Annotated in this window: 18 protein-coding genes and 1 riboswitch; of the genes, 7 read left to right on the top strand and 11 right to left on the bottom strand. The window is 30.8% G+C overall.

Annotated elements, in window-relative coordinates; genetic code table 11:
- Window positions 1–68 precede the first annotated feature (68 nt).
- The 3 genes from BUC03_RS06520 (at window position 69) to BUC03_RS06510 (ending at window position 11,525) form a co-directional block, all read left to right on the top strand.
- A complete protein-coding gene (locus tag BUC03_RS06520; protein WP_073149505.1) occupies window positions 69–10,091 on the top strand; it encodes an RHS repeat domain-containing protein in 10,023 nt (3,340 codons plus the stop codon).
- 11 nt (window positions 10,092–10,102) lie between these two features.
- On the top strand, window positions 10,103–10,546 hold the full coding sequence (locus tag BUC03_RS06515) for a hypothetical protein (RefSeq protein ID WP_073149503.1): 444 nt from the start codon (window positions 10,103–10,105) through the stop codon (window positions 10,544–10,546).
- A 445-nt stretch (window positions 10,547–10,991) separates the two neighbouring features.
- The gene (locus BUC03_RS06510; protein WP_073149500.1) at window positions 10,992–11,525 is read left to right on the top strand and encodes a hypothetical protein; all 534 of its coding nucleotides are present in this window, start codon (window positions 10,992–10,994) and stop codon (window positions 11,523–11,525) included.
- Window positions 11,526–11,618: 93 nt separating this feature from the next.
- On the opposite strand, the gene BUC03_RS06505 is transcribed toward BUC03_RS06510, so the two are convergent.
- The 3 genes from BUC03_RS06505 to BUC03_RS06485 all read right to left on the bottom strand — a co-directional run bounded on the left by BUC03_RS06505 (window position 11,619) and on the right by BUC03_RS06485 (window position 15,448).
- Window positions 11,619–12,650 carry a tyrosine-type recombinase/integrase gene (locus tag BUC03_RS06505; RefSeq protein WP_073149498.1) on the bottom strand — a complete coding sequence of 344 codons (1,032 nt, stop codon included), beginning with the start codon at window positions 12,648–12,650 and terminating at the stop codon, window positions 11,619–11,621.
- Window positions 12,651–12,661: 11 nt separating this feature from the next.
- Window positions 12,662–13,393 carry a toxin-antitoxin system YwqK family antitoxin gene (locus BUC03_RS06500; protein WP_073149496.1) on the bottom strand — a complete coding sequence of 244 codons (732 nt, stop codon included), beginning with the start codon at window positions 13,391–13,393 and terminating at the stop codon, window positions 12,662–12,664.
- 912 nt (window positions 13,394–14,305) lie between these two features.
- Window positions 14,306–15,448 carry an RHS repeat-associated core domain-containing protein gene (locus tag BUC03_RS06485; protein WP_073149492.1) on the bottom strand — a complete coding sequence of 381 codons (1,143 nt, stop codon included), beginning with the start codon at window positions 15,446–15,448 and terminating at the stop codon, window positions 14,306–14,308.
- Between the two features lie 680 nt (window positions 15,449–16,128).
- On the opposite strand from BUC03_RS06485, the gene BUC03_RS15440 reads away from it, so the two are divergent.
- The 4 genes from BUC03_RS15440 to BUC03_RS06465 all read left to right on the top strand — a co-directional run bounded on the left by BUC03_RS15440 (window position 16,129) and on the right by BUC03_RS06465 (window position 19,228).
- On the top strand, window positions 16,129–16,296 hold the full coding sequence (locus tag BUC03_RS15440) for a DUF4138 domain-containing protein (protein WP_317041155.1): 168 nt from the start codon (window positions 16,129–16,131) through the stop codon (window positions 16,294–16,296).
- Window positions 16,297–16,929: 633 nt separating this feature from the next.
- Window positions 16,930–17,571, top strand: coding sequence for a guanitoxin biosynthesis heme-dependent pre-guanitoxin N-hydroxylase GntA (gntA, locus tag BUC03_RS06475; protein WP_073149490.1), 642 nt, complete (start codon window positions 16,930–16,932; stop codon window positions 17,569–17,571).
- A gap of 13 nt (window positions 17,572–17,584) precedes the next feature.
- Window positions 17,585–18,181 (top strand): DUF1989 domain-containing protein, encoded by a 597-nt coding sequence (locus BUC03_RS06470; RefSeq protein ID WP_073149488.1) that lies wholly within the window; start codon window positions 17,585–17,587, stop codon window positions 18,179–18,181.
- A 33-nt stretch (window positions 18,182–18,214) separates the two neighbouring features.
- The gene (locus BUC03_RS06465; RefSeq protein WP_073149486.1) at window positions 18,215–19,228 is read left to right on the top strand and encodes a helix-turn-helix domain-containing protein; all 1,014 of its coding nucleotides are present in this window, start codon (window positions 18,215–18,217) and stop codon (window positions 19,226–19,228) included.
- On the opposite strand, the gene BUC03_RS06460 is transcribed toward BUC03_RS06465, so the two are convergent.
- The 8 genes from BUC03_RS06460 to thiM all read right to left on the bottom strand — a co-directional run bounded on the left by BUC03_RS06460 (window position 19,225) and on the right by thiM (window position 25,949).
- Window positions 19,225–19,662: a hypothetical protein gene (locus tag BUC03_RS06460; RefSeq protein ID WP_143159149.1), complete on the bottom strand. Its 438-nt coding sequence runs from the start codon at window positions 19,660–19,662 to the stop codon at window positions 19,225–19,227. The genes BUC03_RS06465 and BUC03_RS06460 overlap by 4 nt on opposite strands.
- A gap of 60 nt (window positions 19,663–19,722) precedes the next feature.
- Window positions 19,723–21,858, bottom strand: a complete 2,136-nt coding sequence (locus BUC03_RS06455; protein WP_073149482.1) for a catalase — start codon at window positions 21,856–21,858, stop codon at window positions 19,723–19,725.
- A gap of 175 nt (window positions 21,859–22,033) precedes the next feature.
- A complete protein-coding gene (locus tag BUC03_RS06450; RefSeq protein WP_073149480.1) occupies window positions 22,034–22,576 on the bottom strand; it encodes a hypothetical protein in 543 nt (180 codons plus the stop codon).
- Between the two features lie 50 nt (window positions 22,577–22,626).
- On the bottom strand, window positions 22,627–22,890 hold the full coding sequence (locus BUC03_RS06445; RefSeq protein ID WP_073149478.1) for a hypothetical protein: 264 nt from the start codon (window positions 22,888–22,890) through the stop codon (window positions 22,627–22,629).
- Window positions 22,891–23,044: 154 nt separating this feature from the next.
- Window positions 23,045–23,698, bottom strand: coding sequence for a thiaminase II (gene tenA / locus BUC03_RS06440; RefSeq protein WP_073149476.1), 654 nt, complete (start codon window positions 23,696–23,698; stop codon window positions 23,045–23,047).
- Window positions 23,682–24,524 carry a bifunctional hydroxymethylpyrimidine kinase/phosphomethylpyrimidine kinase gene (gene thiD, locus BUC03_RS06435; RefSeq protein ID WP_073149474.1) on the bottom strand — a complete coding sequence of 281 codons (843 nt, stop codon included), beginning with the start codon at window positions 24,522–24,524 and terminating at the stop codon, window positions 23,682–23,684. The genes tenA and thiD overlap by 17 nt, the downstream gene beginning before the upstream one ends.
- Complete coding sequence (thiE, locus tag BUC03_RS06430; RefSeq protein WP_073149472.1) at window positions 24,521–25,153, bottom strand: thiamine phosphate synthase; 633 nt, start codon at window positions 25,151–25,153, stop codon at window positions 24,521–24,523. Before thiE ends, thiD begins: the two co-directional genes overlap by 4 nt.
- Window position 25,154: 1 nt before the next feature.
- A complete protein-coding gene (thiM, locus tag BUC03_RS06425; RefSeq protein WP_073149470.1) occupies window positions 25,155–25,949 on the bottom strand; it encodes a hydroxyethylthiazole kinase in 795 nt (264 codons plus the stop codon).
- A gap of 60 nt (window positions 25,950–26,009) precedes the next feature.
- A riboswitch (TPP riboswitch) is annotated at window positions 26,010–26,102 on the bottom strand.
- Window positions 26,103–26,122 lie beyond the last annotated feature (20 nt).

The following is a 26,122-nucleotide window of genomic DNA, read 5'->3' as shown; positions in this document are numbered from 1 at the left end:
TGAGTATTAATTATATATAATTTATCATTTACTCATTACTTATTAACTACACTATAAAACTGATTAACATGAAAAAAATATTATTTTTAATTTTTTTGACAACGTGTTTTTTTACAAATAATGTACAAGGCCAAAACGAAATTTTTCTTAATCAGAATACATATAATGCAGCACAGATAAATTCTGCTTTTCAAAATAACCAAACTTTAACTATTGCTGATCCTGAGTATACGCAAGTAAATCAGGTAACATTAGATGGTAGTTCTTACATTAAAGTTTGGGTAGATGCTAATGAATTACCTCTAGATATGTGGTACGATTTTACTATTAATTTTAATATTTCACCATATTCAACGATAACGGGTTTACCTCTTAATTCACATTCTCAAAGTTTACAAGTGTCATATAACCCACATAGTGCTGGAGGTGAATTTATTGATTTAAAACTTTATGAAATTACTAATTATAGAGGTGCAGATATTGTTATTACAGGTTTATCATATAACGATAGAGATAATCAAATAGCTTATATCGGAGTACCTGATAATATAAAAATGGAAACTGGCGTAAGAGTAGATCGTTATTATCAGTTATCTCAAAACAGTTTTAATCCGTCTGCTTCAGTAGTTAATAATGAAATATTATTAAATTGGAGTGCTGTGAACGGGGCATTAAGTTATGATGTAGAATACACATGGGTAGATAATTATGATACTTCAGATATTTCAACTCCACGGTCAGCGAATACTATTAGTTTAACTTTACAAGAATTTAAAAATAATAGTACGAGAATCAATACTAATCAAACCTCTTATAGTATTCCCAATATTTATGGTAATGGGTATTTAGTTTATAGGGTAAGAGCTGTTGGCGTTTTTCTGGATGATGTTTCTGTTAAAAAATTTGGTGAATGGTCATCAAGTTCGTCTTCACCAGATTATGTGTCTCATTGGCCATATATTTCTTTAACTAATAGCGAACCTCTTAAAAACTGGCAATTTCAAACAAGCTTTGCTGAGGAAGGAAAAAGAAAGGATGTTGTTAGCTTTTTTGATGGAACTTTAAGAAATCGACAAACAGTCACTAAAATAAACAGTGATGACAATGCTATCGTTGGAGAAACTATATATGATAATCAGGGGCGTCCCGCAGTTGAGATATTACCAGTTCCTACGGGAGATAATAAATTAAAATTTTATCCAGATTTTAATCGTAGTACTGATAGTAGTGGTAATTTACCATTTACACATTTAGACTTTGATTGGGATTTACAGATGGAATGCGAACCAAGCTTAATGGGATTAAGTACTCAAAGTGGTGCAGGTCGTTATTACTCACCTAATTATTCTAGTAACGATTTTAATGATTTAACTCCATCTGCGGTTGATTCAAATGATAGTGATCAGGGTTTTCCTTTTTCTCAAATAGAATATACTCCAGACAATACCGGACGAATTTTAAGAAAAAGTGGGGTAGGCGAGTATCATCAATTAGGATCAGGTCATGAAATGAAATATTATTATGCTACTCCAGAACAAGTAGAACTTGATCGACTTTTTGGGTATAGTGTAGGATATTCAAAGCATTATAAAAAAAATATGGTTGTAGATCCTAACGGTCAAGTAAGTATAAGTTATATTGACCCACAGGGTAGGACTATTGCTACAGCTTTAGCAGGAGATAACGATCCAAATAAAATGATTGCGTTAGAAGATGAATCAGATAATAGTCTTCATCAAGAATTTTCAGTAAAACTTATAGATAGTCAGAATTCAGCATCTGCAAGCCTTAATTATCCTTATAGTACAGGGAACTTCGGTAATTTAACAGATGGATTAAGATACGAAGCTCAAAAAGTAAGTGTAGCCAATAATATAGCCTATAGCTTTGAATATGATTTGGAGCTACCAGATCAAGCATATTCTAACGATTGTTTACCAGATGATTACGGTTATCCCTATGTATACGACCTAGTACTGGATGTAATAGATCCTTGTGAGGCTTCTCTGGTTTCGGGCGGGGAAGACATAATAACTATAGGAAACTTTACCGTTCCAAATTCTTCAAATAACTTATATGATCTTGTTCCTGTATCTCCTAATTATAGCTACAATAAAATTATAGATCAAAATTCAGGCTTACCATTATTTGATATTGGTAGTTTTGGAGTAAAGAAAAAACTAAATATTAACGAGGAAGCTCTAGCATATTTTGCTGATGATTATATTGAGCAGATTATAAATACCGGATGCTTATTAGATTTAGATTTAGATATAGATGATTCCCAATGTTTTCAAACTTGTGAGGAATGCTTGTATTCTTTAGTGAATGGTAACCCAGGAGATCCTTTACCGACTAAGCAAGATTATATTGATCTAAATACCGGCTTAAATTATACAGGGTATCCGTTATGGGCAGATTTATCTATTGAAGAGAAAAATTTAATAGAATCTGCGCTTTCTAATCAATGGGATGAGCTTAAGGCGATATGTATGGCACCATGCTCGTTAGATGGAGTAAGCTATGATGGTACAGGTGAATTTGAGACTACTTCTTGTACTAATGGGCTTTCATTTATGCTTAATGATATGCGGCCTAATGGTCAATATGGTGTTTCGTATATGTATGTAAATGAAGACGGCGAAACTATTGAGGTATTAGCAGGAGAGAATGAAGATGCAAATATCTTCAATGCAGACCCCAATAATCCTAATCAATTATATTATAGTTCTTCGGTAGCCCCAAATTGGCGTAACCCTTCGCATTATCTAAATGATAGTGGTTCTAATACTGGGCATTATTATACAACTAGTGGTCAAATATCATATGTTCAATTAGAAATAGTAGATGGAGTTTTTGTACCAGAAGTAATTGAAGACGAGGCTCCGTTTATTATCACTGAAGAGAGCGGGAATGATGAATTATGGTTTACAGAGCCTACAAATTTAGCAAATGTTGAAGATTTTTTAAACATATGGGAAAATCAATGGTCAGAATCATTAGTGATTTATCATCCAGAATATCCTTATTATGAATATTCTAAAGAATTATGTAATTTAACCTCAAGCTTTAATTATATCGATCCAGACACAGGAGCATCAATGAATGCTACAATGAATACCGATGGGTACGATCTATTTTTACAAAGCTTAACGTACGAAGAGGCTAAAAATATAGGTTTTTTATCATCTTCAAATTTAGATTTTATTTTTGATAATGATCCCTATTTTAATACAAACCACCCCGATGATCCTGCGTTAGCAAATGGTCTATCAGGATGGAAAACCTCAATTATGCAGGAAGCATTATTAAATAATTGTTCACAGCAATGTGAAGGATATGATGGCAATAAATTAACCATAGCACAAATAGCTTATATACATATTACAAAAAATAGTGTAGATGAATTTTTCCCAAGTACTGACGTCCCCAACAACTCTTCAGTATTTTCCACTATTGAGAATCCTACTTCTAACATCACTGCGGAACAAAAAGAGACTTTTTGGAAATCGTATATAAGTAATTATTTATCTTTAAAACAAAAAGTACAATATGTATTATTAAATTTATATGCAGAGCAACAGGGTAACTATAATAAATGTATTGAGTCTGAGACTTCTCCAGACAGCTATATTCATGTAATTAAAACTTATGAAGCAAAAGATGATATAGAAAATTTTATTTCTTCATTTTCTAATTCACTTTGTAACTACTCAAATTCATCGATATATAATAACAAGAAAAAACGTTATATACCTTTAGATGTATTGTATGACGCTAAAGATCGTGTAGAAGAAATAGCAGATGATTTACAAGATCAGGTAGATTATGATTTTTATGTAGGTACAGGTCAATGCCCTAGAGCTAGAGATTTTGAAATGTTTCTTAACGGTTTAGCCACTAAACCATCTTTAAATAATCAATTTTATAATTTTGTAAATACAACATTTGCGTATAACGGTCATTATTTATCTCCAGATTTGTTTGAAAATTTTGGAGGAGTTTTTCCGAATTCAGGCCCGCTTCAAATTAATACGAGTATTGACAACTTTAATAACAAAAGATTAACTATTAGTTTACAAAACACAATACCAAATAATTTACTCAATATAGCAGAGTTAATTTTACCTGCATCTAGTAGTAGTAGTTGGAGTGATTATGGGACTACCAACGGTTGGATTATAGATCAATTTAGCGAGGTATATTATGAACCCAATTCTTATGTTGCTAATACTTACAGCTTTTTGGTAAAAGCTAGAGTAAGAAACATTCAATCAGGCGTTGTTCAACCACAATTCACCGAAATTGTATTACAAGGTGAAACTATTGCGCAGGTAGGGGAGTGTGGTTTAGCCTCAGAGGGTCATACTGGTCCCGGTGAAACTATAAATGATCCTAATAATCCGGGGGCTGGTCCTGGAAACTGCAATGATCTCAATGATTTAGCAACTTATGGAGATTTAATAGCCGCTAATACTAATACTCGAGGAGAATATAAATTTGATGTATATATAGGTAATGATACTGGTCATGACATTTTTTTAATTTGTAATGCTAATGATCATCCTGTAAGATTTCGAGTAGAAATTGATAATAATCTGGTAGCCGATTCTAAGTGGATTTCTGAGGATTGTAACATGTTAACATTTGTAGAGAATAGAGATGGATATAGTTGGAATAATTATGGTTTGTTTGAGTTGAATAATTATGATCCAAATGCTTTAAATAGTGTTCAAACCTTCTCTTCATATGGTCAGACTAATTATACATTACAAGGAAATAGCCAAACCATACATCCTTATCCTATTATAAATTGTAATAATAATTACAATTATGTACTAACTATTCCAAAAACAAGTACAACACCAGTTATGACAGTGTATGTCTATACTTTATTGAGTAGTACTGGAGGTTCTAATACTTGGTCTGTTAATTATGATACTTATTTAAATGACCCAGTAAATCCCTGTTCAGGAGGGGGCACAGTTAGTGGTAGTTGTATCACTCAAGCGGTAGCTCCTGTATCTTGTACAGAAAAGTATCAATTATATAGTAACGCTATTACCAATGTAGCCGATTATACAACTATCCCGGATCCCTTAGACGAAGAATATTTTTGTAATATGAATTTTGCTTATATTACAGATGGTTATATTTATTACTTATCAAAGTTTTCTATTCAAAATGTAATAGATGAAAACTTTATTACCATAGGAGAATTTGGTGCTACAGGTTTAAATTATGGGTATGATGATTATGTTTCGAGAATAGATGAATATTTTAATTATTTAAATAATCCCATTACACAAGATAATTACACTTGGGCAGAATTTGTAGAAAATTATTTAATAAATAATGAAGATTGCGTTCCCGCACCAATGATTTCTACATTTGTAGAGCCAATTGTAGACGATCTAAACAATTGTCAAGAGTTTGTTTTTAATGTGACGACCGCTTATGGTGAAGATGAGTACAATGCTTATATACAATCTTTAAAAACAGAATTCAAAAATGATTATATAGCTTCAGCTATGGCCATGGTCAAAGAAGATCTAACGATGACTTACTCAGATAAAGAGTATCAATATACGCTTTATAATTATGATCAAGCCGGTAATTTAAATAAAACTGTACCCCCTCAAGGCGTTTCACGTTTTGAAAAAAACCAATTAGAAAGCGGTATTCAAGATCAAATCAGATCGGCAAGAGAAAATAATTCAACCAATAATACAACTGCTTTACCTAACCATAAATTAGAAACAGATTATAAATACAATTCTTTAAATCAATTGGTTGAGCAGAACACACCAGATGGCGGAAGGGTTCGTTTTGCATACGATGATTTAGGAAGAATAATTGCTTCTCAAAATGAGAACCAACAAGTTTACTTTAGGCGTTTAATAATTATTGAAGATATAGTAGGAAAATATACCTTGTTAGAGGATTCAAATACAATAATTAAAAAAACCAACGGGTGGCAAGGTGCTTACAGTAGTGATATTTTAGAGGAAAATGGTCGCTTATCTTTCGTTGTAGATGAACGTATGCTTGAAATGTTTGAAGGGTATATTGGCCTTTCTTATGATACTAGCCAATATGATAACCCAGAACAACCTTATCAAACCATTGACTATAGTATATATTGTCAAGCTGAAGGAGGAAATGGTGTGATTCAATTTATGGACAAGGGCAGACCTATTGATGATGAACCTGTTAATATAAAAGTAGGGGATACAATTGGTCTTGAAAGAGCAAACGGATATGTTAGATTATTTAAAAATGGAGGAAATCCTTTAGTTGAAATTACAGAAAGGAATTTTAATGAACCTTTACGTTTTGATTTTACAATGTACCCAGCAGCGAGTATCTTAACCGATGTTTCTCTAGAGGTATATGATCCGTTTTCTCCTGTACTAAAAATTCCTGAACATTTTAGTTATACAGAATATGATAATTTAGGGAGAATAGTAGAGGCAGGTCAAGTTAGTCCTCCAATGAATAGATACAATATCACTCCAGAAGGTAGGTTAGAATTAGTAGCAACAGGAGAATATTTAAATAAATTTCCAAATAATTATGTCAAAAGAGAAGTAACAAAAACTTTTTACGATATTCCTGCTCCCAATCCATGTAATGAAATGCGTTCTGCTATAGATTGGCAAGGTGCTGTGCGATATAATAATTACTGTATGTTTGACGAGTGTTCAACTCAAAATTTGAGAAATCGTGTTTCAGGGATATTGTACTATGATGTAATCTCTAATAATTTAAAGTACCCTCCGTACAATAATGCTATTTATTATTGTTACGATATTCATGGAAATGTTAAGGAAATAGCAAATTATTATCCTGAGTTTTCAGACGCAGGAGCTAAAACTTATTTTAAAAATGTTTATTATGAGTATGACTTAATTAGCGGAAATGTTAAACAAGTCACTTATCAGAAAGATGAAAGTGATCAATTTATTCACCGATATCAATATGATGCAGATAATAGAATTGTTGGCGTAGAGACTTCTACCGATGGGTTAATTTGGGAGAAAGATGCAGAATACGATTATTATGAACATGGACTACTTGCGAGAAGAATTCTAGGAGATAAACAAGTACAGGGATCAGATTATGTTTATACACTTCAGGGATGGCTAAAAGCTGTAAATGGAGAAACATTAGAAGATCCTTTAGCAGCAGACTTTGGAAAGGATGGTGCAAATAGTTCATTCGTTGCTAAAGATGCCTTTGGATACGCATTAAATTATTTCGAAGATGATTACAAAGCAAGAGGTACTGGGGTAACTAATAATGGATTTATAATTTCAGAAAATTACGGTAATAATACATTCGATTTATACAATGGTAATATAAAAGGAATGGTCACTGCTTTACGAGAACGTGAAGATGTTTTATTACCCGTTCTGTATAATAATTATAGATATGATCAGCTTAATCGTATTAAGCAGATGACATCTAAGTCAATTAACAGTCAAGGAACAGCTTATGATAGTTATAATAGTAATTATGCATATGACAGAAATGGTAATTTAACTACGCTTACAAGAGAGGTTTTTAATATAAATAACCCCTCTTCTGGCACAGAGTTAATGGACGATTTTAGGTATCATTATAAAAATGATAAAAACCAGTTAACCTTAGTTAACGATTCAGCAAATAGTAATGCTTATAGTGCCGATATCGATGATCAAGAAACTCAAATAGGTTTAAATTATGATCAAAACTTTATTCAATCTCATAATTATGTATACGATAGAATAGGGCAACTCATCTTGGATAGAACAGAGAATCTAAGAATTGATTGGAAAGTTGATGGTAAAGTGAAACGTGTAAAAAAATATACCGATCAAAGCTTAACACAACTCAAAGAAATAATAGAATTTGATTATGATGGCTTGGGCAATCGTATAGCTAAGCATAGAATAAACGATGATGATGGAGAAGCAGAGGGAACACATTATGTAAGAGATGCACAAGCGAATGTTATGGGGGTCTTAGAAACAAGAGCAGCTCAAGAAGATGAAACAGATAATTTTGTATATAACTATATTAAAACTACTGAACATCATATCTATGGTAGTAGTCGTTTAGGCTTAGAGAAAAAAGGGATAACTGCATATAAGAAAATAGATATTCCAGACTGGGTTCTTATCGATAGTGATTTTAATATGGAAGTTGGTTTTGGTAGATATGCACAATGGTTTACGGGTGTAATTGAAAATGAACCAAGACATACTCAACCAAATTATGCAATAAGTTTCGATTTAATGCTTACTCAACCTATAGCCGTAAATGATTCTATACAATTAAAAAAATTATTTTTCAGTAATATTACCGATAGGGAGAGTATTAGAGGTAATGAGTTAGAGATATACATTAAAAATACAGGTAATGATTACAGACCTTATATTGTTACAAAATCTACTATTAGTAACGAAGAGCAAAAAGAACAAACAATCGAGCTTAAAGCTCTAGCAGAGGGTGTTTCAGAAACAGATATTACCACCAAAGGAATTCATTTTGAGTTTTATACAGAATATAGCGATGAAAGTTACGAAGCTCGCTTAATATTAAATGAACGAGAGTATTTTACACAAGAAAATCTAACATTAACAGAAAAAAGTTCACCTACCAGCCAGGTAATAGATCCTTATCAATTATCTACTTTAGGGAATACTCTTAAAACATTTGTAGTTGAAAATCTAAGCTATAGTTTTAATACAGAATTTAACACCATCGAAGATCATTGGGCATTAACAGAAGGAGAGGGGAACCCTCGAAGTGAGCGTGGAAATGTTATGGAGTTAATAGGGAATACTTATCCTTGGATAATTTCACCATTCCCGTCTCGTTTAGGGAAAAAGATTTATCGTCGTAAGGCGGGTGATAAGCGTTATGAGCTTACTAATCATAAAGGCTCGGTAATTTCGGTGATTTCAGATAAGAAAATACCTAAGTTGAGCGGAGGTAACCTTGCTTATTTTAACCCGGATATAAAGAGTTATAATGATTATTGGCCTGGTAATTGGCTTTTACAGGGGCGTCACTCGAATACCGGAGACTACCGCTACGGAGCAGAAGGACAAGAATATGATAATGAAATAAGTGGAGAAGGGAACTCACTCAATTATAAATATAGAATGCAAGATACCCGTTTGATAAGGATGAAAAGTTCTGATCCGCTTCATAAACAATATCCTTGGAACTCGCCTTATGCTGTATCTGAAAATAGACTAATAGACGGGATTGAACTTGAGGGAATGGAATATTTAGATTTTAGAGAAGCTAGAGTTAAATTTGCTTCTGGAAGACTATTTTTAAAGTTAGAAAACTTTAATGGAAATTTTCAAAAAGCTTATAAAGCGAAGTTTCCAACACTTGGGTTAGGAGATTCAGGGGCTTTAACAATTAATTATTTTGATTTTGGCTATACTGAAAGTTTGACTGGGAATATGGATGGAGCATTAACAGACGGTAACTACCAGAGGATGAGAAATGTTCGACGTAATAAAGGAAATAATGAGCTTGACCAAAGATTTAGGTATAAAGGAGGCGAGTTTAAATCTGGTAAAACATATGGTAAAGATATTGTAGTGCCACCTGCAAGAACCAAAGGAGGTTTAATGGCTGTGTTTGTTATGTTTGATATTTATCAAGGAGTGAAAAGCTTTATTAATACAAGAGCAGCAGTAAAAGACAAACAAGCATTAGACAAACAAATAAGGTCCTGGCGTACTGAAGATAGGTTTACTGGGCATATTTATACTGAAAATACAGCTACATTGTCTAAAGTATTTAAAGATCTTCATTCTGCTATAGAGATGGGTATTATAGAATCCGAACATCAAAATACAAGGGATATGACGGATATTGCTAATATAGTGTTGTTTGGGGGAAGCGGTAAAGAAGCTAAAGAAATAAGAGAAGTGGCTGAAAGAATAATAATGGAAGTATCAGAAGATAAAGCAAAAAACAGACTTATTTTAACAAAAATGATGCGTCAAATAGAAGATAATCAATTTCAACAAATACAAGAAAATAATGATGATCAATCTAATAAAGAATCAGATAAAAAATAACCTATAAGAAGATGAAAAAAACTAATTTTATTTTTATTGTATTAACCGCTCTATGCTTAATACTTTCTTGTAGTTCTTCTTTCCATAATCAGTATTATCAAAAGATAAAAGGAGCCTGGACAATAAATCATTTTGAACATATAGATAAAATTCAAAACAAAGAACTTGATTTAAGACGAGAGGAAGGGTTTTATATAGTTGGTTTGGAGAAACACAACCACATATGGTTTACAAAAAGAGAAAATAGACAAGATAAGTCTATTGATGCCACATATGATATTTTTAAACAAAATGATACTTTAAAACTTCGTATAACCAAGAGTGATGACGAACGATTAGAAGGTGTTTATGACCTTTATATTGATACCATAGCAGAACTGGATAGACAATATAAAGTTCAAATAGCTCTTGACAGCGAAAATACATATTTAAGTGCTTTAAGGGTAAAGAATTAATAATGTATTTAATTGTAATGTCGGTGATAAACGTTATGAGCTTACTAACCCCCCGCTAGCGCCCGTCTGTGACGGGTGCCGTCAAGGCTTGGCAAAGAGCAAGAACACTGGCAACGGTGGTTTTTTATGCCCTAAAGAGAAGCTACATTTTTATCAAAGAAATCCTTAAACTTCTTATTTGTAAGCATCTTGTCAACGATTTTAAAGATGGTAGATTTATCTTTCTCGTTTAGCTTATCAATTAATTTTAAACGCTCATCTTGTGTTTTGTATTAAAGTGATATAGCTTGCGGTATATCATCTTCAAGGTTGGTAAAAGATCAAATAGAAATGGTTTGTCGAAGGATTCTATTAAATGCATCTAAAATAGAACTTAAGCCTGCTAGAATAATTAAGACAGATAATAAAGTCGTGGCTCCTGATTTAATAGAAAAAAAAATAAGATATGAAGTTATTTAATATGTTATTCTTATTGGTGGTTATTAACTGTAATAATAATAATCTCAATTTATGGATAGTAGAAGATATAATTCATTTAAACACAGAAGGGTTTCTTGAGTCAGATTTAGATGAAGTTAGAGTCATGAAAAACAAGCTAATAGGTACTAAAGTTATATTTTCTAATCAAAAGTTATCAATGGATGAATGTAAAAATTCAAATTACAGTAATATCTATTGTTTTAATAAGGATGATTTTAAGTTTTCTGAAATAAAAAAAGCGGAAATAATTGATAATTATGAAAAGCTGAGAGTAGATTATAAAATCCAAGGAAATGAAATGTTCTACAGAAACATGATTGGAAGAGACTTTTTCAAAAATTTTGGAATTCAATATAAATCAAATGATATAATATTCACAGAATCTAATATCGCTATAATTGAAGAAGAAGGAATATATTTGAAAATATTATTTATAGATAATAACAAAGTTATTCTTTTGGGAATTGATTTTGCTATTCTATTGAATAAAATTAGCTAGCATTTCTAAATAAATCTCTACCGTTCTTAAGCCTAATAATTTAATTTATAAACCATTAAAACTTCGGATTATAAATCTAAAAAAACATTAATATTATTCTAAAAGTTGTTCGTGCACTTTATCTATTTCATTATCGATATACACTTGCGCATAATTTACATAACGATTAAAAGAAGAACTTGAAGGGCTATGTCCACTAATTTTTCTTACCAAATGTTCTGGCATACCCAGGATAAGTAAGGTGGTGATGGCGGTTCTTCTCATCATATGTGAACTCATTTTATTGTAAAATTTTAAATCTCGTTTATCTTTGATAAACGAATTACCCAACTTTTCTCGATGATAATTAATAGGTTGATCAAAATGAGCTTTTTTTCCAATTTCTTTTAATGTACGATTAAATATAAATAGACTAATAGGTTTAAAAAGTTTATCTTTTTTTTTATTAGTTCTGTATATATTATAAATTTCGATAGCATATGCTGGAAGTTTAATACTTGTTTCTACTTTCGTTTTAAGGGATCTCGTTTTTAGGTAAAAACCTCCGTTTCGCTTTTCAACGTTTTTATTGGTTAAATTATATAAATCAGAAAAGCGTAGCCCCGTGGTGCAACCAAATACAAAGGCATCTTTAATGCGTTGTTCTGCTAAGGTTAGTGAGTTGTGAAAATCTTTATCGTGAATTAAAAATTTTAATTGATCTGGTGATAATACTAAAATCTCTATAGTTTCTTTTCGCACATAAAATAACTTATGATAAGAACCCGTAGAAATAGCTTGATCGTTAGCTAACCAGTTAAAAAATGTACGAATGTGTTTTATATTTGCCCCTACATAATTGTCGTAACATCCTTTTTTATATAAAAATCCAGTAAAATTTTTGTAGAACTTCTTCCAATAATTCTTTTCAGATATTCGCTCTCGTTTAGTTAATTTAGCATAATCACAAATTCGAAGTTCAATGTTTTTTTGATCACAAAAAGCCTTTAAATTATTATAAGTATAGTAATAGTTGGCTATTGTACCAGTTTTAATTTTCTCTCCGTTATTCTTTAGACGTTTACCATTTTCACTGTTTTTTATAAATAATTGAAATAATGGGAGTATTGCTATTTCTTTTTTCATAAGAAAAATGACTATTTTTTCTTAACTTTTTCAGATTCTTTATTGCCAAATAACCTTTTAAAGAAACCCTTTTCTTCTTTTTTAGGTTTGTTAATTACTGAATCCTTGTCTTTTTTAGAGAATAATTTTTTAAAAAATCCGTGATTTTTTAAAGTATAATTTTTTGAAGAGGGTAATGAATCCCTCTTTTTAGAACGGAAAAGTTTTCTAAAGAAACCACCCGATTTAGTGCTATCTATTTTTTTGATAATAATTTTACCACGTTTGTATTTTATTGTATCATCAGATTTATAATTGATCCACTTACCATGCTTTTCATTTTTTTTAAATTTCCCGGTAAGCACTAGGTTTCCTAAAGAGTCAAACTCTTTATAACTTCCATGTCGAAGCCCCTTTTTCCAACTAGTGATCGATTTAGTTTGTCCATTTTCAAACCAAGTATACCAACGATCCTTTTTTAATCCCATATCAAAGTAGCCTTGTTCTGCTAATTGATTAGATTTAAAAAACTTTTTAAACTCTCCATCTAATACTTGACCTCCAGACATACCCTTACTATTGTGTACTTCTCTACTTTTATACCAGAAATATACTTTATGCTCCTTATATTTTTTTAAATTCTTAGAGGCTACGTAACATTCTATATCATATTTACCTTCTCTAATTATTTTTTTTTGAGTACTGGGAATGGTGTGAGCAAATAATAGCAGAATTATAGAAACAAGAGTAATTTTGTACATCATATATAAAAAAGTTATGGAAAGTAAATTAATAAAAAATTTTTAATTTTGATTATTCTTAATAATTAAATTTAAATTTTTTATGTATAGGATTTTGAGAATACATCAATTGGTTTTTCTAATTTATTACTTGCTAAAACCATAAAATCTGGTAAATCGTTCTGCTAAATAAGTTGTTCTGTATTGCTCGTATTAATAGGGATTAATTTTTTTAGAATCTTTCAGTTTTATATAAATAATTATATCAAATTTTATAATACGAATTTTTCAGGATTTAATATATTTTAAATTCTATATATTTGACTCGTTAATGGTTTTAGTATGTTAAGCAATACTTATGAGTTTTAGTAAACCTTAATGAAAGTAAGAAAATAAAGGGATTATCTCTAAAAGATGTTGCTAAACATATGGATAAATCGCTTTAGTTTGGTCACTATTAACGTGATGAGAATAAGCCCTCTATTGAGACGGCTACTAATCTGGCTGATTTTTTAGAGATAAGTTTGGACTATCTTGTTGGTAAAACTGATGTAGAGATTGATACCAAAAACACTCAATCGTGTACTGGAACTTTAAAAACTACCCAAGGACATTAAGGACAAGCTGTTCTATTTTATGGATATGTCCATTTGTGACTATAAGGCTAAAAAGGCTTATTCATAAAAACAAAAACCATCCGGAAGGATGGTTAAAAGTTATTCTTTCCAATAAAACATCTCTAAAAGTACATAAGAGATTATTGAAACTATACTTAGAAATAATGATATTGTCGTTATAATAATGATTTTCTTTCTTTTTGATACTTGACGCTTTTTATTTATCATAACAAGTAATAGAAAAAAAAGAATGAATAAAAAACCTGTCGCAATCAAATAGCCATTTAAAATATTCCTACTTAATAAAACATCTATTTGACTAGTTATTTCCATCTTCCTCATCTTTAGTTATGGTTAATGTTTGAGTTTTTATTTCAAGATTTATTGTCCGTCCACCTCTTTTTATAGTTTCAGTTCTTGTACCATTTGTGATTTCTGTATGCATTCCTTTTTTTGCTAAATACCTAATGAAATTATTATATTGATTTTTATCCTTTAAATCGTATGTAAAAGTTGTTTGCCCTCCTTTATAATCAATATATCTTTTAAATAAATAGATATTATCGTTCTTAGAAGCACCAGAATTCGCGATGTATTCAAATAAATCTAAATCAGGGGAACCAGTAACTTTATCACTATGCATAAAAAGTTCATCTTGAAAAACCTGCACTGCTGCATTAACATAAGCTAAATAAGCAACCCTATGATTACTGATATCATCGGTAACATCGCCTCCTTCTTCAGCCCCATCTAATGCGTGTTCTAAAGTTATAGGGAAAGTATATATTTTACCGTTAAAATAAAATGTCCTTTTTTTTCCGAACATTTTTTCACCATCTCCTGGTTTACTGTGAGCAAAAGCATCTCCAAGCGTATGCAACCCTTTTAAATCTCCATCTAGCAAAATAGCATTTCGAGCATTTCTCCATACTTCATATTGAGAACCATTAGTTAATCCGTGAAATTTTTCCTGCTTACCTGGTATAGCCCAAGTACCAACAAGCGCAAACGTATCATTTATAGTTCCATCATTATTATTCCAAGTAAAACCAAATCCATTAAAGCTAAAATTCCCATTAGAAGAAACGTGATGGTCATAATGCTCTGCTTCAGCTGCTATATGTTGTGCCGTTACTAAATCTAGCCCCATTGATATACCTAAAGCAAAAATAGTCCAATAATGTCCATCTTCTTCCCATTTCCCATTAGGGTCTTTATATCTAATAGGATTATTAAACCCAAACCTATAAGGTGTTAAACCTGGTGTTTTTGCTCTAGCTGGGTCTGATGCAAACCATCTACCAACTCTTGGGTCAAGCATTCTAGCTCCAAAATCATAACTATTTCCTTCTCCTTTTATTTCATTGTCAAGTTCCATTCCATTGAATCCATAACGATAATCTGAAGTATTTCCGTGCCTGCCAGGCAGGAGCATCCCAAAAGGATAGTAATCATTGAGCATTTAAAACATTTATTTCAAACAACTTATATCAACTTTAAAAATTAAATAAAAGCTGATTATAACCTAATTTAGTTATTTTTCATACATAAATATATAATTAAAATTTTATTTTCTTTACTGGAGTTTATTAAAATATGAGAAATATTTCATTAAGAAATATACAAGATTCTCTTAAAGATTTTGAATGTAATTTTTTTTAAAAATGAAATTAAAATTAAAAATATGTTTACTTATAGTTATTACTTTTTCTGAGTACTCAAGAATTTCTTTAAGTTTTTTAATGATGATGCTTCTAAGCATTTAAAAACTAGGGAAAAAGGTTACTTATAGAGTATAACTTTCTAAAAAAATAGTGAGATGGTAGAAATATCTTACTAGTTATGGTTTTCCGTAAGTGCAAGTAATCAAGAGTCATTAATTTTACAGTACAATTATAAAAATTATAAAAATTATAAAAATGGGAAAAACGAGAGGAAATATTGTGATTTCCTATGATATCGATCTAAATCATACAGAGGTAAAAGAAGCGATGCAAGCCATAGGTTATTACGATAACTAGCATTATGAAACTGGTAAAACCTACGCTAAGCCCAATTTTACCTTATGGCATAAATCAAAAAATAGCGATCAGGCAATGTTAGATTTAAAAGGGATTTGTAATCGTTTAGGTATATGGTTAGATAAAGTCCTTTTTAAAGTATAAAATGCTCGATAAAGTGTACCATAACCAAAGCTTTAGGTTTGTTTATGTTTTTCCGAAATTTGTGTTAGGAGAAGATGAGAAACTTCAATTAGAACTTCAAGAAAAAAAGGGGAGAAGGAAATTAATTTTAAATACTAAACTATAAAAAATCGGCAATTTTGTGGGTCTTTTTAAATTAAATCATCGGTATTAGACCCAAATATTTGCTCTGTGATATTATTGACAAGTATAAAAAAGAATTATGTGCAATAACTATATTTAGTCTGAAAAATTAATATTGAAGAAGTTTTGCGAAAGATTCTTTTCAATTGAATATTTATTTCTGCCAATTTTTAATTATATAGGAGTTAATTGAAAATTAAAATCATTAAATTTGCTAAACAGGGATAATTTTTTTTAATTATCCTTTTTAAAATATAGACGAGAGTAAAAAGTCATAGAGGTTAACAATTACACGGATACTTTAGCTAAGATTAATAAATACAAAGGTTTTCAAATAGGTTCGAATCCTGGTGCGATCACTTTATAAGTTTCAAACCCTCTGATTTTCAGAGGGTTTTTTTATTTATTTTCTTTAGTTTTTTCAACTTTTTATTGAAGTATTTTTTTTTACAAATTCCCTTTGAAGTAAAATAACATTTTACACTTTATATTTTATTTAAGACTATTTATTATAAATTTAATAATTATTATAGCATTTTAAGCTAATACCACTAATTATTAACGGTTTTATAGTACAGTTTTTTTATTAAATGCGAGAAATTTGATAGAAAAAACTATGAAAGCAACAGACCTCCAACAGACCTTCAATCAATTTATTCTAGACAATAATCACCCGTGCATTATGGCACAAACAGTATTTAATCAAAACAATGTACTGTTGTACGATTATCAACATATTGCAGATGAAAAAAAGAGTAAAAAGCTCTTAGAAGATTTAAATGAATATGTAGTTAATTATAATTTTCATTCTAAAAAAATGAAAAGTTTTATTGCAGTATTTTCTCAAGAAAAACCTGTTTCAGAAAAAGAATTTGAGCATAAACTCTGGAAACAGTTACAATTACTTTCTAATTTAGATAAACACGATTGGGATAATACAGTAAATGCAGATCCAAATCATAAAGATTTTAGTTACAGTTTGTTAGGTAAATCTTTTTATATTGTAGGTATGCACCCTAACAGTAGTAGGTTAGCAAGAAAAAGTCCAAGTTTTGCACTGGTTTTTAATTTACATGTGCAATTTGAAAAACTACGAGAAATGAATATTTATACTTCTATAAGAAATAGAATAAGAAAAAGAGATAAACAGTTGCAAGGCTCCATTAACCCTATGTTAGAAGATTTTGGAGAGGGAAGTGAAGCTAGACAGTATAGTGGCAGAAAAGTTGAAGAAAGCTGGAAATGTCCATTTCATTAAAAATAGAAATATTATGAGTAGATTAAATACAATTAGAAAGCAAACAGGAGCTGCATTTACCTTAAAAAAAGGTGACTTTTTAAAGGTGATAGATCCCGAAGGGCAACAAGTAAGTGATATGGTTCTTTTTAATAAAGATGATATAAGAGAAAAAATATCTAACGGAAAAACTATGGATTTTGAAGAAAGTATTCTTCTTACGAAAGGTAATTTTTTATGGAGTAACCGTAGCCACAAAATGATGGAAATATTAGAAGACACAAACGGAAGAAATGATTTTTTATTAGCACCGTGTAGTCCAGCAACATTTCAAATAATGTATAATAATCACGAACCTCATCCTAGTTGTTTTGAAAATTTATTAATTAACCTTGAGCCATTTGGGGTTAGGCCAGACGATATACCTACCGCCTTTAATATTTTTATGAATGTGCAATTTGATGCCAAAGGTAAATTAAGTGTAGAACCACCAACTAGCAAGGCTGGAGATTATGTACTTTTTAAAGCAGAAATAGATTTAATTGTTGGGTTAACCGCTTGTTCTGCAGAAGATAGTAATAACCATTCTTTTAAACCAATACAATACCAAATTATAGAAAGAACAAAGTAAGCATTACTTATTCTCGAGTAAACTTTATTAATTATGCAAGTTTTTAATATTAATCATCTTAAAGTGAAAGACATTTTATATGAGCTTTCAAACTATATGCAAACTTCTGTGAAAGAAAATTTTACAGAATATACTTTAGAAATACCAGAACAATTTGGTACAGGTAGTATAAATGGCGTTAATTTTCCTAATGGAGTAGGTATGTTGTCTTTTAAAGGAATGTTTAAACATAATGTAGCTATTTATTTTAAAAGTAAAGAAACACATCCGTTAAAATTTATTTATATAGTAAAAGGTAAGTTAACTCACGCTGTAAAACCTGATGCAGAACGTAAAAGCCTTAAAGAGTTACAAAGTGCTATTATTTCTAGCCCTAAAGACGCTGGGCATATTTATAAATTTAAAGAAAATGAAGAGTTCTTTTTTCAATCAGTAGAAATTGATAGAAAAATATTTCAATCACATTTTAATTATAAGTTAGAGAAGTTACCTCTATACTTTTATAAAATTTTTGCTGATGTAGAAGGAAAAAATGAAATGTTTTATACCAGTAATTATAGTTTACAAATAAGTGAAATAATAAGAGATATAGAAAGGTTTTCTAAAAATGGTTTTATAAGAATTAATTATATAGGAGCTAAGTCTTTAGAAATTTTAGCAGCAATGCTAAGTCAATATGAAGATGATATTAAAAATAATAGCGACCCAAAAATATTACGTAAACGCGATGTAAATGTAATTAATGAGATTGCTAATTACATTCAGCACAACTATAGTGAATTTAAAAATATAGATGAGTTAGCAAACAAATTTGGTATTAATAATGGGAAAATTCAGCAAGGGTTTCAGCTTCAGTTTCAACAGAGCGTAAATGAATATTTAAATAATGTAAGACTAAATAAGGCAATTGAATTGCTAAATGAAGGGGAAAAGAATATAAGCGAAATTGTATATGCTTTGGGGTTGTCTAGCAGAAGTTATTTTTCAAAAATATTTAAAGAGCGCTTTAAAATTTTACCTAGTGAATACATAAAAAATAAGAGTTAGTTAAATAGTAACTTTAGTACTACCCAAGCTGAATAACTAAATACCACATGGGCTAAAATTAAATGAATTATATAGTGTGATAAATTTATATTAGGAGGGTTAGGGTGTAAGCTAAAAGTTATTTTCCAAATTAGTGCACCAATTAGCCCGAGTACTACACCAAGTAATAGGGTGTTAAACCAGTTAGGTACTATATAATTTTGCCACAAAAAATAGAGCCCTACCATAAAAATAACACCTGTAAATAAATGTAGTAACCAACCTATAAAAATTTGTTTTGTAAAGTTTACAAGGCTAAGTCTTTGTATAAGAATATTTAATAATTGAGGTTCTTTAAAATTCTGGTTAATAATGTTGGAGTATAAATAGCTAAATGCAGACATACACAAAGTAGCAATAACAGAAGTAAATAGTAAAATAACAATAGTCTTCATACGCTAAATAAATTATAAAAACCAAAGCTTACTCTTTTAAGTAAGCTTTGGTTATAAGATTTAGGCAGGTATAGATTTTGCTTGATCTTCTCTATCCCAATTTCTATGGTTGGCAATAGCTTTTGCAAAATCTTCTGCAGATTTATTAATAAAAACTGCTTCGTCATCTTTAAAATCTTTACCATAAGTAGCATCAAAAAGTTCTTCCGCTTCATTATCTATGGCAATAGCTTTACAATGTTTCAACGTTTCATTAATAAACTTTTTTGCTTTAGCTTCATCTAATAATGCATCAATGCTTTTTTTGCCTCCTGGTATGTATAATGCATCATAAAGTACGCTTTCTGTAGTTAATAATGCAGCACCTACTTTATGGTCTTTATTTTCACTGCAAGTTACAGTACCACCGTGAGTTGCAACAATGGTTACTTCTGCACCATTATTTTCTAAATATTTTTTCATTTCTGAAAAATCTTCGTGGCTAAAACCATCACTAACTAGTGCTGCAATTTTTCTACTAACAATACCTTTGTTTTCTAAATGTGTTTGGCTTAAAGCTTCAGATTTATCAAGATAATTTTTCTTTTTTGGTGGCTGATGCTTTTCTACATCTGCATCTGCACCAATAGCTTGATTTAATGGGCCATCTACACTATCAGGAATTTGCATACCCAAACCATTTGCTACTTTGTTGGCTAAATCTTCATCAATTTGATTTAAAATGTAAAGCATTCTTTGTTTAATATGATCATAGGTACATTTACCTAACTCAAAAGTATAAGCTTCTGCAACGTGTTTTTGCTCCCAAGGTTGTAAACTGCGGTAAAATAAAGCAGGTTGACTAAAATGATCGTTAAAACTTTCACTACGTTCTCTAATTTTTCTAGCATCTATTCTCTCTTCATAAGAAGTAAAACCGCCTTCTGCCATTTTAGCTAAATGCGGACAGCCACCACCAATAGAGTTAGGGAAATATGCTGTTTTCCCTTTATTAATAGTCATTCTCATATGTGCATCTCGTTGGTTATTATGCACTTCATTTACAGGTCTATTAATTGGTATTTCAGCAAAATTAGGACTACCAAGACGAGAGAGTTGTGTATCTGTATAAGAGAATAGCCTACCTTGTAAAAGCGGATCGTTGGTAAAATCTATACCAGGTACTACGTGCCCCGGATGAAATGCTACTTGTTCTGTTTCTGCAAAAAAGTTTTCTGGATTTCTGTTAAGGGTCATTTTACCTACTCTTTGTACAGGAACCATTTCTTCAGGAATAAGTTTAGTAGGGTCTAAAATATCAAAATCAAATTTATGCTCATCTTCTTCAGGTATAATTTGAAAACCTAATTCCCATTCTGGGTATTGTCCAGCTTCAATAGCATCCCAAAGGTCTCTTCTATGAAAATCTGCATCTGCTCCGTGAATTTTAACAGCTTCATCCCAAGTAACAGAATGTACACCTAATAAGGGTTTCCAATGAAATTTTACAAAATGAGATTTTCCTTCTGCATTAATAAGTCTAAACGTATGTATACCAAAACCTTCCATCATTCTAAAACTTCTAGGTATAGCGCGATCACTCATTACCCAAATTTGATTATGTAAAGTTTCTGTAGTGTGAGAAACAAAATCGTAAAAAGTATCGTGGGCAGAGGCAGCTTGAGGGATATCTCTGTCTGGTTCTGGTTTTACAGAATGTATTAAATCCGGAAACTTCATAGCATCTTGTATAAAAAAGATAGGCATATTGTTACCCACTAAATCAAAAATACCTTCTTCTGTATAAAATTTGGTAGCAAAACCTCTTACATCTCTAGCCAAATCTGCAGAACCCTTATTACCTGCTACGGTAGAAAAACGTACAAATACGGGTGTTTTTCTTGTTGTATCGGTAAATATTCCTGCTTTGGTATATTTTTCTTGACTTTCGTATAATTCAAAATATCCGTGTGCCCCGCTTCCTCTAGCATGTACAATTCTTTCGGGAATACGTTCATGATCAAAATGAGTAATTTTTTCTCTTAAAATAAAATCTTCTAGTAAAGTGGCTCCACGTTCTCCAGCTTTTAGAGAGTTATTAGTGTCATTAACTTTTTGTCCCTGATTAGTTGTCATGGTTTTTCCATGAGGACATTGTGTGTTTTTTTCTAAATCTTTTTCTTTTGAAGAAGAGTTTTTAGATTGGTTTTCTTTCATAAGTTTTTATTTTTTGGATTTATCGAATTTACCTAAACAAGCATAAAAAATGTCTTAATAGATTCTTTAAAGAATGTTAAGTATTTGATAATTAATAAGTTTGTATTATCTATTTTAAAAGGTGTAGAATATTGAAAATATACAGTTAATTAAATAACTCAAAATCAAGGTATAATTACGATGGTTTATTTTCTGAAGATGATGAGTTTTCTTGATTTATAAGAGGGTGATCTTCTACGCCTAATCCTATAATTTTAATAAGTGTAGTTATGGCCTCATAAAGCATAATAATTACTGCAACAATAGCACCGCAGACTAAACTAGAAATTATAGAAAGGCTATAGTATAAATAGGTATAAACTTTTATATGAATATTGTCTGCTTGTGTTAATGGATTATTTATGAGTAAAAATGTAATTACACTAATAATAAATACTAACGCATCTAATTTTGCAACATGAATAAAACGATGATAAAAGTCTTTTTTTAAAGTTGTTTGAGAACCGTAACTTATATTAGTAATAGTAAGTAACAGGGTTAATATAGTACCAGAAGCTAATACAATTGTATTAAAAAAAGTGTTCATTCTTGGTAAAGAACTTTTTATTAACTCTTTAGCCTCTAAGCCAGAAATATGGTCTAAAACCAACATGCCGACAGAGGTTATTAATGTAGCCAAGCAACCACCAATTATAACGCGTTTTTTATAAGTTTTCATTACAGAGAAGATTATAACTAAGGAGGCTACTAGATAGCCTCCTTATAATATTATAAAGTTCCTTGAGAGTTATTGTTGTATTGGTATAAAAAAGAATGAGAAATAAACTCATCTGTTTTAACACAACATTTGTCACACAAAGAAGCGTTAGAAAAGTATTTTTTAGCTTCTTTTAGTGCTTGGTTAGAATTTTTAAAAAACCCTAATTTAATTAAAAACAATGGTGCTGGTTTTAGTTCACATTCATACGTATGAATGTAACGATTACCATCTTTAAATGGTTCACGGTTAAGGTAATAGAATTGCTCTTTCATAGTAAGTTTCTTTTTGTTGTTATTCAAATTTATAGAATAACACTTACGTATAATCTTTAAGAATTGTGAATTGACATTTTTTTATGTTAAAGATTACCAATCGTGTTAATATTTATTTGATATCGTCAAAAAAGCAAAATTCTATTAGAAAAATTTAGTTAGACCATCTATTAAAATTATAGGCACTATCCCAAAACATAAACTCTAGGTGACTTGCAGTAACAAAAGCTTGAGTCATTTTTTGTTGCTGAGCTTGAGTACAATTTTCTGCAACGAGATTACATATATTTTTAGCTTTAGTGACTAACTCTTCAAATTCATCTCCGGCATAAGTATTTATCCAATTTTGGTAAGGGTTATTTTTATCTACTTTATTATTGTAGATATAATTACCAACTTCTTGATAAATCCAAAAACAGGGTAAAACTGCAGCCATAGCAATTTCAACTTGATCTAAAGCAGCTGTACTTTTTAGAAAACTAATGTAATGATGGGTGGTAGGTTCAATATTACCTCGATTATCTAAACCATATTCTTGAAAATAAGAATCATGTAAAGCTTTTTCTACCACAATAGCACCTTCTGCAAAACGAATAAATTGTAATGCATGATCAATATTTTGGGCTCTTGCGCTAATTAAAGCCAAGCTTCTGGCAAAATTTTCTAAATAAAATGAATCTTGCCCCATATAAAACTGAAACTTTTGTAGGGGTAGGGTACCATTTTTAAGTTCTTTAATAAATGGCATTTCAATTATTTTTTGATAAATAGGTTTAATCTCTTCCCAAGTTTTATCTGTCCAATTCATTTTTAATAAGTTTTTGTGGATTAAAAAAGTGATTTACAGGTCCGTTACCTTTTCCTATAGCAACATCTTTTCCGTTTTCTATCGCTTGATGAATGTAATTCTGCGCTAAACTAACGGCTTCTAGTAAATCTTTTTCTTGAGCTAAGTAAGAAGCAATAGCAGAAGAAAGCGTACAACCAGAACCGTGTGTGTTATTTGTCTGAAATTTTTGAAATTCAAAACTCTCAATAGTTCCGTTAGGCAAAAAATAGAGCGAAGTAAGTTTTTCGGTTTTTAAATGTCCGCCTTTTAGTAATACAGATTGGCAGCCAAGCTCCATAATTTTTTTACCCGCAATTTTCATTTGTTCTACGTTTTCAATTTTCATATCTGCAAGAATTTCAGCTTCATCAAGATTAGGCGTAATTACACTTGCTAGAGGAAATAATTGTTCAATAATACTTTGTATAGTTTTATCTTCAATTAATTTGTCTCCGCTAGTTGCCACCATAACCGGATCAAAAACAATAGGCAAACTGGGGTATTTTTTTAATACATTTACTACGGTGCTAACCAATTTAGAGGTATGAATCATACCAATTTTTACAGCATTAGGAAAAATATCTTCTAAAATGGTTTCTATTTGGTCTCCAACAACTTGCTCCGGAATAGAAAATATAGATTTTACACCTGTTGTATTTTGTACAGGTAAGGCAGTTAGGGCAGAGGTAGCATAGCAACCCAAAGCAGAAATAGTTTTCATATCTGCCTGTATGCCTGCACCGCCACTACCATCAAAACCTGCTATTGTTAATACAGAAGGGTAGGTATATTTTTTGTTATTCATAATTTTTCAATTTCATTTCTTAGTTTTTCTGCAGCTAGAGTAGGGCATTTTGCTGCACAAATAGCAGAAACCACCGCAAGACAATTTGCACCAGCTTTAATTACTTGGTGTGCATTTGTGGTATTAATATTACCTATAGCTACTAAAGGTTTATCTGTACTGCTTCTTATTTTTTTTACTCCAGATAATCCCCATTCAATAATAGTATCTGTTTTAGTGGGAGTTTTAAATACTGGGCTAATGCCCAAATAATCTGCCGTTTTAAATTCTTCAGAATTAAATTGTTTATTATCTTCTATAGAGTAGCCTAAACAAGCAAGGTTTTTCCATTTTTCTCGAATTTGAGTAGGGGGAATGTCTGAGGTTCCTACATGAATACCATAAGCCTCTACTTGTTTAGCAACTTTTAGATTATCGTTAATAATAAGCGGTACATTATATTTATCTAGTACTTCTTTTAACCTCAATGCTTTTTGCTGAAACTCTTTTGTTGATGCATTTTTTTCGCGAAGCTGTACAATATCTACACCACCAATAATTGCACGTTCTGCAACTTCTAGAAAATGATGATGTAAACAAGCTTCTTCAGAAATAACTAAATATAGTTTATAAGGAAAATGTTTTTGCACCTTATTCTGTTATTTTTAGGGTTGAAATAAATTCTGCTTCCGTAATGGAATGTAGTTTATCTAAAATATTTATTTGTAAACTTCCGGGTCCTTTACTTTCTGCAGCAGCTAATTGCCCTACTACACCTAATAATGCCATAGCAGAAACAGTAGCTTCCAGTTTATCTTCTATAACCGCAGAGAAAGCAGCAATTATTGCAGTTGCAGTACAGCCCATACCTGTAATTTTAGCCATTAATGGGTGACCGTTAGATAGATGAATTTCTCTTTTCTGATTTATAATAATGTCTGTAGCACCAGAAATACAAACAGTAGCTTGAAATTTTTCTGCTAAAAACTTAGCAGAAGCAACAGCCTCATTACTTTCTGCAGAGCTATCTACCCCTTTTGTAGAGCTTGTATTATTTTTTGCTAGTGCCATTATTTCTGAAGCGTTACCTCTAATAATAGTAGGTTTTAATGCTACTAACTCTGCTAAAACTTTATCTCTATAAGGTGTTGCGCCAGCGCCAACAGGGTCTAACACCCAAGGTTTTTGTAATTGATTGGCTTGAGAAATTGCTTTTTTCATAGAAGTAACCCAATACTCATCTAGCGTACCAATATTAATAACTAATGCTTGGCAAATATTCATCATATCTACCATTTCTGGGTGTGCGTGTGCCATAATAGGTGAGGCACCAGTAGCCAATAATGCATTGGCAGTATTATTCATTACCACATAATTGGTAATGTTATGTATTAAAGGAGATTGTTGCTTTACAGTTTGAATATTTTTCCAAAGAAGATCTTTCATTCATTTAAGTTTTTAATATTATAAATGGCTGAAGGATACTTCCTCTAAAAAATGAAGAATATATAATCTATAACTTTTCCCTACGCCGGTGTAAACCGAATCAGGTTCAAAGGGACTCTCTCAATTCTTTACAGAATACCCCTAAAGCCGTATCAAATTTAAGAATTATGAAT

It is taken from the genome of Mesonia phycicola (assembly GCF_900141885.1).
Classification (GTDB): Bacteria; Bacteroidota; Bacteroidia; order Flavobacteriales; family Flavobacteriaceae; genus Mesonia; species Mesonia phycicola.
The sequence above is the reverse complement of the archived record's forward strand: the minus strand, read 5'-3'. Positions and strand labels throughout refer to the sequence as shown.